12 protein-coding genes are annotated in these 14621 nt (G+C 62.6%); 1 reads left to right on the top strand and 11 read right to left on the bottom strand.

Annotation, left to right across the window (positions count from 1 at the left end):
- Window positions 1-11: 11 nt before the first annotated feature.
- Window positions 12-818 (top strand): endonuclease III, encoded by an 807-nt coding sequence (gene nth, locus LXM96_RS03385; RefSeq protein ID WP_239996931.1) that lies wholly within the window; start codon window positions 12-14, stop codon window positions 816-818.
- On the opposite strand, the gene recQ is transcribed toward nth, so the two are convergent.
- The 11 genes from recQ to LXM96_RS03440 form a co-directional block, all read right to left on the bottom strand.
- Window positions 804-2663 (bottom strand): DNA helicase RecQ, encoded by a 1860-nt coding sequence (gene recQ / locus LXM96_RS03390; protein ID WP_239996932.1) that lies wholly within the window; start codon window positions 2661-2663, stop codon window positions 804-806. The genes nth and recQ overlap by 15 nt on opposite strands.
- Before the next feature lie 98 nt (window positions 2664-2761).
- Window positions 2762-3493 carry a sulfate transporter family protein gene (locus LXM96_RS03395; RefSeq protein WP_239996933.1) on the bottom strand — a complete coding sequence of 244 codons (732 nt, stop codon included), beginning with the start codon at window positions 3491-3493 and terminating at the stop codon, window positions 2762-2764.
- Between the two features lie 55 nt (window positions 3494-3548).
- Complete coding sequence (locus LXM96_RS03400) at window positions 3549-5129, bottom strand: FGGY-family carbohydrate kinase (RefSeq protein WP_239996934.1); 1581 nt, start codon at window positions 5127-5129, stop codon at window positions 3549-3551.
- A 55-nt stretch (window positions 5130-5184) separates the two neighbouring features.
- Window positions 5185-5895: an HAD family hydrolase gene (locus tag LXM96_RS03405; RefSeq protein ID WP_394801882.1), complete on the bottom strand. Its 711-nt coding sequence runs from the start codon at window positions 5893-5895 to the stop codon at window positions 5185-5187.
- 10 nt (window positions 5896-5905) lie between these two features.
- Entirely contained in the window at window positions 5906-7387 is a 1482-nt protein-coding gene (locus LXM96_RS03410) for a mannitol dehydrogenase family protein (protein WP_239996936.1), read from the bottom strand.
- Window positions 7388-7406: 19 nt separating this feature from the next.
- Window positions 7407-8405, bottom strand: coding sequence for an ABC transporter ATP-binding protein (locus LXM96_RS03415; RefSeq protein ID WP_239996937.1), 999 nt, complete (start codon window positions 8403-8405; stop codon window positions 7407-7409).
- 11 nt (window positions 8406-8416) lie between these two features.
- Window positions 8417-9241, bottom strand: coding sequence for a carbohydrate ABC transporter permease (locus tag LXM96_RS03420; protein WP_239996938.1), 825 nt, complete (start codon window positions 9239-9241; stop codon window positions 8417-8419).
- Between the two features lie 10 nt (window positions 9242-9251).
- Window positions 9252-10124: a carbohydrate ABC transporter permease gene (locus LXM96_RS03425; protein WP_239996939.1), complete on the bottom strand. Its 873-nt coding sequence runs from the start codon at window positions 10122-10124 to the stop codon at window positions 9252-9254.
- A 136-nt stretch (window positions 10125-10260) separates the two neighbouring features.
- A complete protein-coding gene (locus LXM96_RS03430; protein WP_239996940.1) occupies window positions 10261-11574 on the bottom strand; it encodes an ABC transporter substrate-binding protein in 1314 nt (437 codons plus the stop codon).
- A gap of 143 nt (window positions 11575-11717) precedes the next feature.
- Window positions 11718-12671 carry a sugar-binding transcriptional regulator gene (locus LXM96_RS03435; RefSeq protein WP_239996941.1) on the bottom strand — a complete coding sequence of 318 codons (954 nt, stop codon included), beginning with the start codon at window positions 12669-12671 and terminating at the stop codon, window positions 11718-11720.
- A gap of 86 nt (window positions 12672-12757) precedes the next feature.
- The gene (locus tag LXM96_RS03440; RefSeq protein WP_239996942.1) at window positions 12758-14605 is read right to left on the bottom strand and encodes an ABC transporter ATP-binding protein; all 1848 of its coding nucleotides are present in this window, start codon (window positions 14603-14605) and stop codon (window positions 12758-12760) included.
- Window positions 14606-14621 lie beyond the last annotated feature (16 nt).

Below are 14621 nucleotides of genomic sequence, written 5' to 3' on the forward strand. Positions count from 1 at the left end.
AATAGAAAGATATGGCCATTCCGAAAACCAAGTCCAGCACGACGTCTTCACAAAAGTCCGATCCAGTCCGCAGCTCTGCCCGCAGGCACATCCGCAGCCGGTACACAAAAGCGGAAATGGAGGAGATCTTCCGCCGCTTTTCCGTCCAGCGGCCGGAGCCGAGGGGGGAGCTGGAGCACACCAATCCCTTCACCCTCGTTGTTGCCGTGGCGCTTTCCGCACAGGCGACCGATGCCGGTGTGAACAAGGCGACGCGTGCGCTGTTCAAGATCGCCGACACGCCGGAGAAGATGCTGGCGCTCGGGGAGGAAGGGGTTACCCAATACATCAAGACGATCGGGCTCTACCGCAACAAGGCAAAGAACGTCATCGCCCTGTCGCAGAAGCTGATCTCCGATTTCGGCGGCGAGGTTCCGAAGACGCGAGAGGAACTGGTGACGCTGCCGGGTGTGGGGCGCAAGACCGCCAACGTGGTGATGTCCATGGCCTTCGGCATACCAACGCTTGCCGTCGACACCCACGTCTTCCGCATCGGCAACCGCCTTCTGATGGCGCCAGGCAAGACACCGGACGAGGTGGAGGAGCGGTTTCTGAAGGTTATTCCCAAGCCCTACCTCTTCCATGCGCATCACTGGCTGATCCTGCACGGCCGCTACACCTGTAAGGCGCGCAAGCCTGAATGCGAGCACTGCGTCATCGCCGACCTGTGCAAGTCGCCGGAGAAGACCTGCGACATCCCGGCCCCGCTGGTGGAACTGCCACCCCAGCGGATCGGCGAGGTGGTCGAACAGCTTTCCGGCGTTTCAGCGCTCGAATGAGCGGATGACCTCAAGGAAATCGTCGCCGTAGCGCTCAAGCTTCGACTGCCCGACGCCGGAGATGCCGAGCAGTGCGTCGCGGCTCGTCGGGCGGCTGGTGGCGAAGGCCACGAGCGTGGTGTCGGGAAAGACCACGTAAGGCGGAACCTCCAGGGAATTCGCAATCTCCAGCCGCGTCCGTCGCAGTGCCTCGAAAAGCTCCGCGTCCGCCCCCTCCAATGCAGAGCGACTTGCGCCGGCAGAGGAAGACGCCCCTCTTGATGACTTGCTCGCCTTGGGCCGATCCTTGCGGAAGCGAACCTCCCGCTCGCGCCGGAACACCGAGCGCGCATCCGGCCCGAGCTTCAGGGCACCAAAAGCTTCATTGTCGATGCTGACGAGGCCCGCTGCCAGCAGCTGGCGATAAACGGACTGCCACGTTTTCGGCGGATGCTCCTTGCCCGCGCCGAAGACCGGCATGTCGACATGGCCAAAACGAATGGTCTTTTCGTTTTCGTTGCCGGTCAGCACGTCGATCAGGTGGCCGGTGCCGAACCGCTCGCCGGTGCGATAGATCGCGGCGAGCGCCTTGATCGCCGCTTCCGTTCCATCCCACGTCTCCACCGGCTTCAGACAAGTGTCGCAATTGCCGCAGTTACCGGGATGCGCCTCGCCAAAATGCGAGAGAATCGCCTGGCGCCGACAGCCGGCGGTTTCGCAGATACCGAGCAGCACATTCAGCTTGGCACGCTCGACGCGCTTCACCTCCTCGCTCGACTGGCCACCATCGATCATTCGCCCGCGCTGGATGACGTCGGTCATCCCATAGGCCATCCAGACTTCCGACGGCAGGCCGTCGCGCCCCGCCCGCCCCGTCTCCTGGTAGTAGGCCTCGACGGAACCCGGGAGGTCGAGGTGAGCGACATAGCGGACGTTGGGTTTGTCGATGCCCATGCCGAACGCCACGGTGGCGACGAGGCAGAGATCCTCTTCCTTCAGGAAAGCATCCTGGTTTGCATCGCGGGCCGCGCGATCCATGCCGGCATGATAGGCAAGCGCTCGGATGCCTTGAGCATCCAGCCAGTCCGCAGTTTCCTCCACCTTAGCGCGCGACAGGCAATAGACGATGCCGCTCGATCCCTTGTGACGGGAGAGAAACCGCAGCAGCTGCTGGCGCGGCTGGTCACGCTCGACGATCTCGTAGGCGATGTTGGGACGATCGAAGGAGGTGGTGAACACCTCCGCCGAATGGAGCGCCAGCCGATCGATGATGTCGTCGCGGGTGTGCGGATCGGCCGTCGCCGTCAGCGCCATGCGCGGCACGTCGGGATAAAGCTCCGCCAGCCGGCCGAGCTCCCGGTATTCAGGGCGGAAGTCGTGGCCCCATTGGCTGACGCAGTGGGCCTCATCGATCGCGAACAACGCGATCTTTGCCCCGCCGATCAGCTCCCGGAAGCCCGGTGTAACGATGCGCTCCGGCGTTACATAGAGAAGGTCAAGCGTGCCCTGCCGAAGCGACTGACGAACCTCGGCAAACTCTTCCGTCGACAGCGACGAGTTGAGCGCCGCCGCCTGCACGCCGAGCTGCTTCAAGGCCTCCACCTGGTCGCGCATCAGCGCAATCAGGGGCGAAACGACGATACCGACGCCGTCGCGGCAAAGTGCCGGGATCTGATAGCAGAGTGACTTGCCAGCCCCCGTCGGGAAGAGGACAACAGCGTCGCCACCGGCAACGACGCGCTCAACCACCGCCGCCTGTTTGCCGCGGAAGCCGTCATAGCCATACACCTGCTTCAGGACCGCTCGCGGATCCTTCGGCTGCTCACCATTGAACAGGGCTGCGGTGGTGTTCGTGGATAAGGGCATGCTTCGCTTTCATGGGAGGGAGGTTTTCTCATCCATACCCCATCCTGGGCCGTTGCGGGAGCCGCAGCGCCCGGCGTCAACAGATCATCGACCCACGGCTACCGCGCCTTCACCGCATCGAGGCGAAAGCCGGGATCGCGCCGAGAAATCAGCTTGTGCAGATGCACCATCAGCCCTGCGGCGAAGAGCGGCGTCAGCAGGTTGACGATCGGGATCGCCAGGAAGCCCGCGATCAGCAGGCCTGCGAGAAAGACCGTAGAGCGATGCTTGAAGCGGAAAGCGCGCGCCTCCGGCGGCGGGCGGAAGCGCATGGCGGCGAATTCGAAGAATTCTCGCCCGAGGAGATAGCCATTCACCAGGAAGAAGGCGACGAGGTTGATGCCGGGAATGAAGAGGAGCAGCAGCGCAACGATGTTACCGACGATAACGACGCCGAGAAACTGGAGGGAGCCGATGATGGCCTGGCCGAGCGGCATCGCCTTGCCCGGCGTCTCGGTCGGATAATCGCGCTTTTCAACCACTTCGGCGACATCGTCGAGGAACAATCCAGCGATCAGCGCGGTGATGGGCGCGATCAGCAGCGCAAGCGCCAGTGCCAGCCCCACGCCCGCCAGGATCGCCGTAAGAAAGGTCAACCATCCCGCCCAGTCCGGCACATCCGGCAGATAGATGGCAAACCAGGGCCAGACGACCGCGACGAAGGTCTGGCGCAGCGCCAGCCACAGACCGACGAGTACGAGGATCGTCAGGCCCAAAACCTTCCAGAACACGGCCCGCGTTTCAGCGGCGAAAAGGTTGAGAAGCGAAAGTCGTGCGGCTTCGATGATCATAGGCGTCTCCTGTGGGCGGGCAGGATGTAGGGGCGGGAACCCACTGGAACAAGCGCTAGCAGATCGCCTGCAGCTCTGCACGATGGCGGATCATCGCCAGGAAGCGGCGATAGTCCCGCTCATAGAGCTTCGCGGCCTCGGCATCGGCCTGCCGCTCCCGGCCATGCGCCGCCATTCCCTCGCCGGCAGCAGCAACGCTGTCGTAGAGCCCGCCGGCGGCCGCGGCCGTCATCGCCGTGCCGAGCAGCACGGCGTCTTCCGTTTCAGGAATCACCACGGTGCAGCCGGTCACGTCGGCATAGAGTTCGACGAGCAGTGGATTGTGCACATGCCCACCGGTCAGGTGCAGCGTCTCGAATCTGTAGCCGTAGCCGCTCATGGTTTCCAGAATATGCCGGATGCCGAGCGCAATGGCGACGCAGGTGCGCCAGTAAAGGTGGCAGAGACCATCGAAGGAGGTATCGAGCGTCAGGCCGCTGACAACGCCCGTGGCATGCGGATCGGCAAGTGGCGAGCGGTTGCCGTGAAAATCCGGCAGGATGAGCAGGTCGGACGCCGGGTTCGGGCCATGCTGCGCCCGCAACTCCTGAACACGCTTGATGACACGTGCGAGGAGGTCGGCGGAGGGTTCACCGCCCGCCGCATGCATGCGGACGATGTAATCGAGAAGCGCACCCGTCGCGGACTGACCTCCTTCGACGAGCCAGTGTCCCGGAAGAACGGCCTCATAATAAGGTCCCCAGAGGCTGCGGCCAGGCTTTGCCTCCGACGAAAAGGAGACAATGCAGCTGGAGGTGCCGCCGATTAGCGCGACGGAGCGCTCCAGAGACGTGCCCTCGCCGGCGCCGGCCAGAACGCCGAAGGCACCGGCATAGGCATCGATGAGCCCGGCGGACACCCGGCACTCGGTATCCAGGCCGAGGTCACGCGCCGCCTCGGTCGAAAGCATCCCGATGCTGTCGCCGGCGTTGATTGTGCCGGCAGGCAAGCTTGCCCGCTCCAGCAGGTCTTCGAGCCCTGCCTGTGCCAGATAATCCGGCTGCCAGCCCGGCGTCTCATGCGCCAGATAATTCCATTTGGCGGTTACAGTGCAGCGGGAGCGGGCGGACGAGCCGGTGGCCTTCCACGTCATGAAATCCGCAAGATCAAAGAAGTAGCCGGCGCGCGCCCATGTCTGCGGCAGGTGGCGCTTCAGCCACATCAGCTTCGGCATCTCCATTTCCGGAGAGAGCGAGCCACCGGAGAAGTCCAGTACAGGATGTCCGTGCGCCGAAAGCTCCCCGGCCTCGGCAATCGCACGATGGTCCAGCCACACCACCGTATCGAACCGATCTTCACCGGTGGTCGACACGGTCAGCTGCCGCCCTTCCCGGTCGCGTGCAACCAACGAACAGGTGGCGTCGAAGCCGATGGCAGCCACCTGCTCCGCCGCAATCCTTGCATCCGAGAGCGCCTGACGAACGGCCTCGCAGGCGGATCGCCAGATGTCTTCCGAGTCATGCTCCGCATGATTTGCAGCGGGCCTCTGCATCATGATCGGGTGCTTGGCGCGCGCAAGAAGTCGACCGCTGCGGTCAAACACGCCGGCGCGGGCGCTGGCCGTGCCGATATCGACCGCAACGACGTGATCTCGCATCAGGACGTGTTTCCCCTGCCCGACCGGGTGCCCTTGTGACCGCTCCTGCCGGCCATTAAATGGCGTGATGGGCGCGGCGCCCCTTGGGCCCCTCTCTGTGTTTGCGGACAAGGTGGAGCAATTCCGGCATGGCGTCAAATACGACGTCCGGCGCAAGCGCCGTCACGCGCTCGCTGTACCCAGGGGCTGCGGCATGGGATCCGCCGACAAAGGCGAACACCGCCATGCCGGCCCGCTGCGCCGCCTCGATGCCGGCAGGGCTGTCCTCGATCACGATACAGGCGGAAGGATCGGCGCTCATCGAACTGGCCGCATGCAGGAAAAGGTCCGGTGCCGGCTTGCCCTGTGCCACCATGGAGGCGCTGAAGATGTGCGGCTCGAACCGCTGCAGGAGCCCCGTCAGCGAAAGCGAAAGCCGGATGCGCTCGGGCTGGCTGGAGGATGCCACGCATTTTTCGCAGTCAAGGGCGTCCAGCACATCGGCGATACCCGCCACGGGCTGCAGCTCACGGCGAAAGCGTGCGTAAAGATGATGGCGAAGATCCTCGAGGAAGGCCGCATCGATGCTGTGGTCGAAATCGTCGTGCAGGATCTGCGCCACCGTCGAAAGGCTTCGGCCGAGGAACCGTTCATAAGCCTCATCCTCGCTGATGACGACGCCGCGGCGGCTGAGTGCCTCCACCAGGACCTGAACCGATAGAGGCTCGCTGTCGACCAGCACCCCGTCGCAATCAAAAATCACCAGCGGCCGCATCGCTTCCACCACCCTCACCCAGTCATTTGACCAGAGCATCCTCGAGATAGAGCTCTACCGTCCTTGCCGTCCCCTCGGCCCAGAGCGTCTTCAGCGCATGCGAGAACCGCTGGCGGAAGAGTTCCGATCCGGCAACCTCGCCGAAGATCTCATCGAAGACAAGGAAGGCATCCGGGTTGTCCCGTGCTTCCTTCGCCGCTGCATGAAGCTTGTCGGCGCTCGTATCGTTGAAGACGATCTGCTTGCCGCTGTCGCTGGTGCCTTCGAAATAGCGGCACCAGAGCGCCGAGACGAGTGAAAGCCCGATGATGTCCTTGCCTTCGCGCAGCCGGTCCGCCGTGGACGGTAGGATAAACTTCGGCTGCCGGTTGGAGCCGTCCTGCGCCAGGCGCGGGATGGTGTCGCCGATCTTCGGGTTGGAGAAGCGGCGCTCGATCAAATCGTAGTATTCGTTGAGATCCGTATCCGGCACCGGCGGGACGATCGGGATGATCTCTTCCTTCTCAAGCTTCTCCAGGAAGGCGCGGATCAGCGGATGCTCCATCGCCTCATGAACGAAGTGGATGTCGAGGAGCGCTGCCGGATAGGCGATCGCTGCATGTCCGCCGTTGAGAATACGGATCTTCATGTGCTCGTAGGGCGCGACATCCGGCACGAACTGGACGCCGACTTCTTCGAGCGGCGGCCGGCCGGCCGGAAAATTGTCCTCCATCACCCACTGCTTGAATTCCTCGCAGAAGACGGGCCAGTTGTCCTCGATCGCAAAGGTGTCGCGGAGGAAATCGATCTCCCGCTCACCGGTCGCCGGCGTAATGCGATCGACCATGGAGTTGGGGAAAGCAACGTTCTCCGCGATCCACTCTGCGAAGGCGGGGTCGGACAGAGCGGCGAGACCCACCACCGCATTCTCGGTCACCTCTCCGTTGCCGGGGATGTTGTCGCAGGACATGATGGTGAAGGGAGCGATTCCAGCTGCCTTGCGCCGCTTGAGCCCGGCCACGATAAGGCCGAAGACGGTCTTGGGCTGGTTCGGGTTCTGGCCGTCGTGGAAGATTGCGGGATGGCCGGGATTGAAGTCGCCGGAGGCATCGATGAAATAGCCGCCCTCGGTGATCGTCATCGACACGATCCGGATCCGCGGATCGGCAAGCGTGGCGATGATCGTTTCCGTCTCGCCGGGCGCGATGATGTCGATCATCGGCGCGGTGACGCGTGCCGCGGTCCGGTTGTTGTCCTGCTCGACAACCGTCGTCAGGAAATCCTGCTCCGCAAGCTTTTCCCGCATGGTCGCATCAGACGGCATGACGCCGGCACCGATGATCGCCCAGTCCAGGCCGTGCCCCTTGCTAAACAGGTCGTCCAGGTAGACGGCCTGGTGCGCGCGGTGGAAGTTGCCGACGCCGAAATGCAGGATGCCGGGCGTCAGCATGATCGGATCATAGGCAGGCACGGCCGCAGTATGCGCAATTTCGCCAAGCACGGCGGCGGAAAGTTTGACGGTCATAGGACACTCCACGCCGGCGTCAGATCGCCAGCCCTTGTTCGTCGAAGCGATGCAGCTTCGTTTCGTTCGGCGTCAGATAGATTCGGGTGCCATGACGGGCCTGAAACTCGCCATCGGTGCGGGCGTTAATCTGCCCGATCCCCTGGACCTCGACATGCAGGAAGGTGTCGGAGCCGAGATGCTCGGCAACCGTGACGACGCCTTCCCACAGACCCGCCTCATGCGACAGGTCGAAGTGCTCCGGACGGATGCCGACCGTCTTGGCGCCCTTGGACCGGGCAAAATCACCTTCGATCAGGTTCATGCGCGGCGAGCCAATGAAGCCGGCGACGAAGAGGTTGCGCGGCTTGGCGTAGAGGTCGAGTGGCGAGCCGACCTGCTCGATATTACCGCGGTTCAGCACGACGATCTTGTCGGCCATGGTCATGGCCTCGATCTGGTCGTGCGTGACGTAGATCATGGTGGTCTTCAGCTGATTGTGCAGCTCGCTGATCTCCAGCCGCATCGTTCCGCGCAGCGCCGCGTCGAGGTTGGAAAGCGGCTCATCGAAGAGAAACGCGGAAGGCTCACGCACAATGGCGCGCCCGATCGCAACACGCTGGCGCTGGCCACCCGAAAGCTGGGAGGGCCGACGCTCGAGATAATCCGTCAGGTTCAGGATGGCGGCGGCATCCTTGACCTTCTGATCGATCACGGACTTGTCGACCTTCGCCATCTTCAGCGGAAAGGCGATGTTGTTGCGCACGCTCATGTGCGGATAGAGCGCATAGGACTGAAACACCATGGCAAGCCCGCGCTGCGCCGGCGCGTTGCCGGTGACGTCTTTACCGTCTATCAGGATCCTGCCGCCGCTGACATCCTCAAGGCCGGCAATGAGGCGCAGCAGGGTTGACTTGCCGCAACCCGAGGGACCGACGAAAACCACGAACTCCCCGTCCTGGATCTCCAGGTCGATCGAGGGGATGACCTTTGCTTCCCCGAAGGACTTCGAAACCTTGTCGAGCGTAATGCTGCCCATCGTCGTCTTCCTTACTTAACCGCGCCGAAGGTCAGGCCGCGAACGAGTTGTTTCTGGCTGAACCAGCCCATGATGAGGATCGGCGCGATCGCCATGGTCGACGCTGCCGAGAGCTTCGCCCAGAACAGCCCTTGGGGGCTGGAGAAAGAGGCGATGAAGGCCGTCAGCGGCGCTGCGGTCGCGGTCGTCAGCCGGATCGTCCAGAAGCTCTCGTTCCAGGCTAGGATGATGTTCAGGAGGAGGGTCGACGCAATGCCCGGCACCGCCATCGGCGTCAGGACGTAGACGATCTCCTGCCAGAGCCCTGCACCATCCATGCGTGCCGCTTCCAGGATCTCGCCCGGAATTTCGCGGAAATAGGTGTAGAGCATCCAGATCACAATCGGCAGGTTGATCAGCGTCAGCATGATCGTGAGGCCGATGCGCGTGTCGAGAAGGCCGAAGTCCCGGAACATCAGGTAGATGGGAACGAGCACGGCGACAGCCGGCATCATCTTGGTCGACAGCATCCACATCAGCACGTCCTTAGTCCGCTTCGTCGGCGAGAATGCCATGGCCCAGGCCGAGGGGATGCCGATGATCAGCGCCAGGATCGTGGAGCCGACCGACAGAATGACGGAGTTGGTGAAGGGCTTGATGTAGTCCCGCTGGGTCTGCACCGTGACGTAATTGTCAAGCGTGAACGAGGGGATCAGGTTAAAGCCTGCGATCGCCTCCGGCTCCGTCTTGAGGCTGGTGACAACGGTGTAGAGGATGGGGAAGAAGATCAGCAGCGCAACGGCCCAGGCGGCGACGGTGGCGATGACCTTGTGACGGGTGGTGACGGAGCGTGCCATGGTCGTCCCCCTATCGATCCAAGTTCTTGCCGACGGCGCGCATCAGGAAGATCGCGACGATATTCGCAAGGATGATGGCGATGATCCCGCCTGCGGAGGCCCCGCCGACGTCGTAGCCGAGTAGTGCCGTCCGGTAGATGAGGAACACCAGGTTGGTGGACGCGTAGCCCGGGCCGCCATTGGTGGTGACGAGGATTTCCGCATAGACGCCGAGCAGGAAGATCGTCTGGATCAGGACGACGACGGTCATCGCCCGCGCCAGGTGCGGCAGCGTCAGATAAATGAAGCGGTTGAGGACGTTGGCACCGTCCATCTCGGCTGCTTCCTTCTGCTCGCTGTCGAGCGACTGAAGGGCGGTCAGCAGGATGAGCGTCGCGAACGGCAGCCACTGCCAGGCGACAATGATAATGATCGCGAGCAGCGGGTACTGAGCGAACCAGTCGATCGGCTGCAAGCCGAACAGCCGACTGATATCGGCAAGCACACCATAGCTCGGGTGCATGATCATGTTCTTCCACACCAGCGCGGCGACCGGCGGCATGACGAAGAATGGCGAGATAACCAGGATCCGCACGATCCCTTGTCCAAAGATCGGCTGGTCGATCAGAAGCGCGATCAACGTCCCGCCGACCACTGTGATCAGCAAGACCCCGCCGACAATCAACAATGTGTTCCAGATCGACTGGAAGAAGGCCGGATCGGTGTAGAAGAAGCGATAATTGAACAGGCCGGCAAAGCTGACGTTTGCGGGATTGAGGAGGTTGTAGTTCTGGAATGAGAACCACAGCGTCATCGAAAGCGGCACGATCATCCAGACCAGCAACAGAATGACCGACGGCGCCATCATCAGGCGGGCCAGGCCCCTCGTGTTCTGTGTTGCCATGTCGACGCCCTCCTCCGTTTGCCGCGCATCTCGTCAAGCATGAGACACGCACACAGCGAGCTTATCTAAAAAAGTTGAGGCAGAGGTGGAAAAGGCCGCCCAGCCCGAAGGCCGGGCGGCAATTGCTCGGGAGGAGCTACTTGATGTAACCGGCGCGCGTCATTTCGCGAACCGTAGCCGACTGCGCCTGCGAGAGTGCGTCGTCAACCGAGGACTGGCCTGCTACGACTGCAGAGAACAGCTGACCAACATTGGTGCCGATCGCCTGGAACTCTGGGATCGCGACGAACTGGCCGCCCGTGTAAGGCACCGGCTCCACCGTCGGCTTGGTGATGTCGGCAGCCTGCATGGCAGCGAGCGTCTGCTCGGCGAACGGAGCCGCTTCCTTGTACTGCTCGTTCTCATAGAGCGAGGTGCGCGTGCCCGGAGGAACGTTGGCCCAGCCTTCCTTGGAAGCAACGAGCTCTGCATAGTCTTCGCTGGTCGCCCAGGCGATGAACTTCTTCGCCGCATCGACCTTCTGCGAGCTTGCAGGGATGGCTAGGTTCCACGACCACAGCCAGTTGCCGTGATTGTCGACGCCTTCCTTGGAAGGGAAGATTGCGTAGCCGACCTTATCCGCAACGGTGGAATCTTCCGGGTTGGACACGAAGGAAGCAGCGACGGTGGCATCGATCCACATGCCGCACTTGCCCTGCTGGAAGAGCGTCAGGTTTTCGTTGAAACCGTTGGAGGAAGCACCGGCCGGACCGGCATCCTTCATCAGGTCGACGTAGAACTGCAGCGCTTCCTTCCACTCCGGCTGATCGAACTGCGGCTGCCAGTTTTCATCAAACCAGCGCCCCCCGAAGGAGTTGGTCAGCGCCGTGATGAAGGCCATGTTCTCGCCCCAGCCGGCCTTGCCGCGCAGGCAGATGCCGTTGATGTCCTGCGAGCGGTCGGTGATCTTGCGGGCAGCTTCGCCAATGAATTCCCAGGTGGGGTTTTCCGGCATTTCGAGGCCGGCCTTCTCGAACAGGTCCTTGCGGTACATGATCATCGCCGACTCGCCGTAGAACGGCGCGGCATAGAGCTTGCCGTCGACGGTCAGACCGCCGCGGATGGACGGCAGCAGATCGTCAACATTGTAGTCTTCACCGAGATCGGCGAGTTCCGTCAGCCAGCCTTGCTTGGCCCAGATCGGAACTTCGTAGTTGCCGATCGTCATGATGTCGTACTGACCGCCGGACGTCGCGATGTCCGTCGTGACGCGCTCACGCAGAACGTTTTCTTCGAGCGTCACCCATTCGAGCTGGATGTCAGGGTTCTTAGAGGTGAAGTCCTCCGTCAGACCCTGCATGCGGATCATATCGCCGTTGTTGACGGTTGCGATGGTGAGGGTTTCGGCCGAAGCCACACCGGAAAAGGCGAGCGCCGAGCACGCGCCCAGCAGGATTGTCTTGAAAGTCATAATCTTCCTCCCGAAGATGGAAACGAGCATTCGCTTTGCCCATGAGCAATTACCCACCTTCACCTAGCGCAAGTCAACGCATAATCATCGCTGCGGCGCAGCGAAAAGCGCTATCCCATTGAACACATGAAGTAAATTTTTGCTCAGTTGCGCAGCAATTGCTCAGCGGTGGCTTCGTCGGTAATCAAGCCGTTGATGAGGTGGCCGCTCAACGCAGCTGCAATGGCGGGAAGTTTCTTCTTTCCCTGAGCAATCCCAATCACACAGGACGTGTCGCAGGAAGGGATTGGCACGCTGGCGACGCGGTCGTTGATCCAGTCGGTCAGAAGCTTGCCGTCGTGGTCGAACATCCAGCCGCAGATTTCGCCTGCTGCACCGGCGTCAACGAGCTTTGCCATCTCATCCCGCGCCAAGAAGCCATCGACGCAGAGCGGGCCGTCGGGGCCAAGTTCACCAATGCCGACGAATGTCACGTCGGCCTGGGCGCCAATCGCAAGCGTGGAGCGGACGAGCGCCTGTTCGTGCAACGTATCCCGCTCCTCGGCCGAAGAGCAGAGCACCGGCAGCGGCATGGGAAAGTGCCGGGACTTGATGGCGTCCGCCATGGAGAAAATGACGTTGTAATAGGCCGCCGACCCGTCCGGGCCGATGTTTCCAGTCAGAGATACGATGCGATGCTGCGGGCATTCCATCGGCGGGAGCTGGTCTACCGCCGCTTTCAGCGTGCGCCCGGTCCCGACGGCAAGGATGATCGGCTCCTGTCGCCTCAGCCAGCGCTCAATCTCGGCAGCGCCGGCCTCGGCAATACCGACGGTCGTGGACGCGGCGCCGGGATCGCTCGGAACGACCTCGACCTGGCGCAAACCGTACTTGCTGCGCAGCGCCTCCCCCAGTTCGAGACAGGCAGCGATGGGATGGTCGAGCCGGACCTTGATCAGTCGCTCGGCGACCGCCAGCGATACCAGCCGCTGGGCCGACTGGCGTGAAATACCCATCGCGGTCGCGATCTCGTCCTGCGTCCGCCCGGCCACGTAATACATCCAGCCTGCGCGCGCCGCATCGTCCAGCCGCCCTTGAGCATCCGACCGTTTTGCCATCAAAGCACTCCTCCCGGCGCCGTTGCTGCCATGCTTCGCGACCGCCTGTCAAACGGACGCTGCAGCAGCGGATCCCGCAACGGAGATCAGGCGACCTGCACCAGATGGCCCGGCGAAATCTCGCGGTACTCCCTTAGGGGCGGCACATAGCCCACCGGGCGAATGGGGCTCTTGATCTCGTCAATGGCCATGTTGCGCTTGATGCCGCGGCGCGAAGGATCCGGGATCGGCACCGCGGCCATCAGCTTGCGGGTATAAGGATGCTGCGGATTGTCGAAGACGGCCGCACGCGGACCGATCTCCACGATCTCCCCGAGATACATCACCGCCACCCGGTGACTGACCCGCTCCACCACCGCCATGTCGTGGCTGATGAAGAGGTAGGCGAGCTTGAGGCTCTGCTGCAGGTCGAGCAGCAGGTTGCAGACCTGCGCCTTGATCGAGACGTCCAGCGCCGAGACCGCCTCATCCGCCACGATCACCTTCGGATCAAGCATCAGGGCGCGCGCAATGGCGATACGCTGTCTCTGGCCGCCGGAGAACTCGTGCGGGAAGCGCCGCATCATGTCGGGTGAAAGCCCCACCTTCTGCAGGAGGTCCGCCGCCTTCGCGCGCGCCTGCGCCTTCGTCCCCAGCCGGTGCTCGATATAGGGCTCCATCACCGCCGAACCGATGCTCATCCGCGGGTTGAGGCTGGCGAACGGATCCTGGAACACCATCTGGATCGACCGGCGCATGGAGCGCAGTGTCGTCTTGTCGAGCTGCATAACGTTATAGCCGTCGATCGTCACTTCGCCGCTGGTGGGCGTTATCAAGCGGGTCACTGATCGACCTGTCGTCGACTTGCCGCACCCCGACTCGCCGACCAGAGCCAGGGTCTCGCCCTCGTGCACCTGGAAGGACACCTTCTCCACTGCATGAACGGCACCCGTCTTGCGGCCAAACAGGCCGGAATGGATGTCGAAGCGCGTCGTCAGGTCCCGGACGTCCAGGATCGGCGTCTTCGTCTTCGCCACCGTATCCGCGACGTCCTCAAGCTCGAATTGCTCGCCGGTGCCGATGTCGATGCTGGGAAACCGTAGCGGCAGCTCACGGCTTCCCATCGAACCCAGCCGCGGTACCGCAGACAGCAGCGCGCGCGTATAAGGATGCTGGCCGCGGTGGAAGATCTGCTCCGTCGGCCCCGTTTCCACCGCCTCGCCGCGATACATCACGATCGTCCGGTCGGCGACTTCGGCAACGACGCCCATGTCGTGGGTGATGAAGAGGACCGACATCCCCTCCTCGTCCTGCAGCGTCTTGATAAGATCGAGGATCTCGCCCTGGATCGTTACGTCAAGTGCGGTCGTTGGCTCGTCGGCGATCAGAAGCTTCGGCTTCGAGGCCAGCGCCATCGCGATCATCACCCGCTGGCGCATGCCGCCGGAGAACTGGTGCGGAAATTCGTCGTAGCGGTTGGGCGCGTTCGGGATGCGGACCTTCTCCAGAAGCCGGATGACCTCTGCCCGCGCCTCCGCCCGGGAAATGTCCCGATGCACCGTCAACGCCTCGGCAATCTGCTTGCCGATCGGGAAGATCGGGTTAAGCGATGTCATCGGCTCCTGGAAGATCATCGAGATCTCGTTACCACGCACCTGCCGCATCTGCTCGTCCGGCAAGGTCAAAAGCTCGCGCCCCCCCAGCTTGACGCTGCCTTCGATGCGGCTCGCGTTCTTGGGCAGGAGGCGCATGATCGAAAGCGACGTGACGCTCTTACCCGATCCCGATTCGCCGACGATGGCGACTGTCTCCTTTGGCGCGATGTCGAAAGAGATCCCTTTTACCACCGACCGCCATTGGTCTTCGACCTTGAACGACGTCGTCAGGTTGCGGACGGACAGAACCGGCTCCGTCAGGCCAAACACACCCTCGACCGCAGACTGCGCAAGCGACATGGGCTTCTCCTTTTCC

The sequence above is a fragment of the Rhizobium halophilum genome, from assembly GCF_021648825.1.
Taxonomy (GTDB): domain Bacteria; phylum Pseudomonadota; class Alphaproteobacteria; order Rhizobiales; family Rhizobiaceae; genus Neorhizobium; species Neorhizobium halophilum.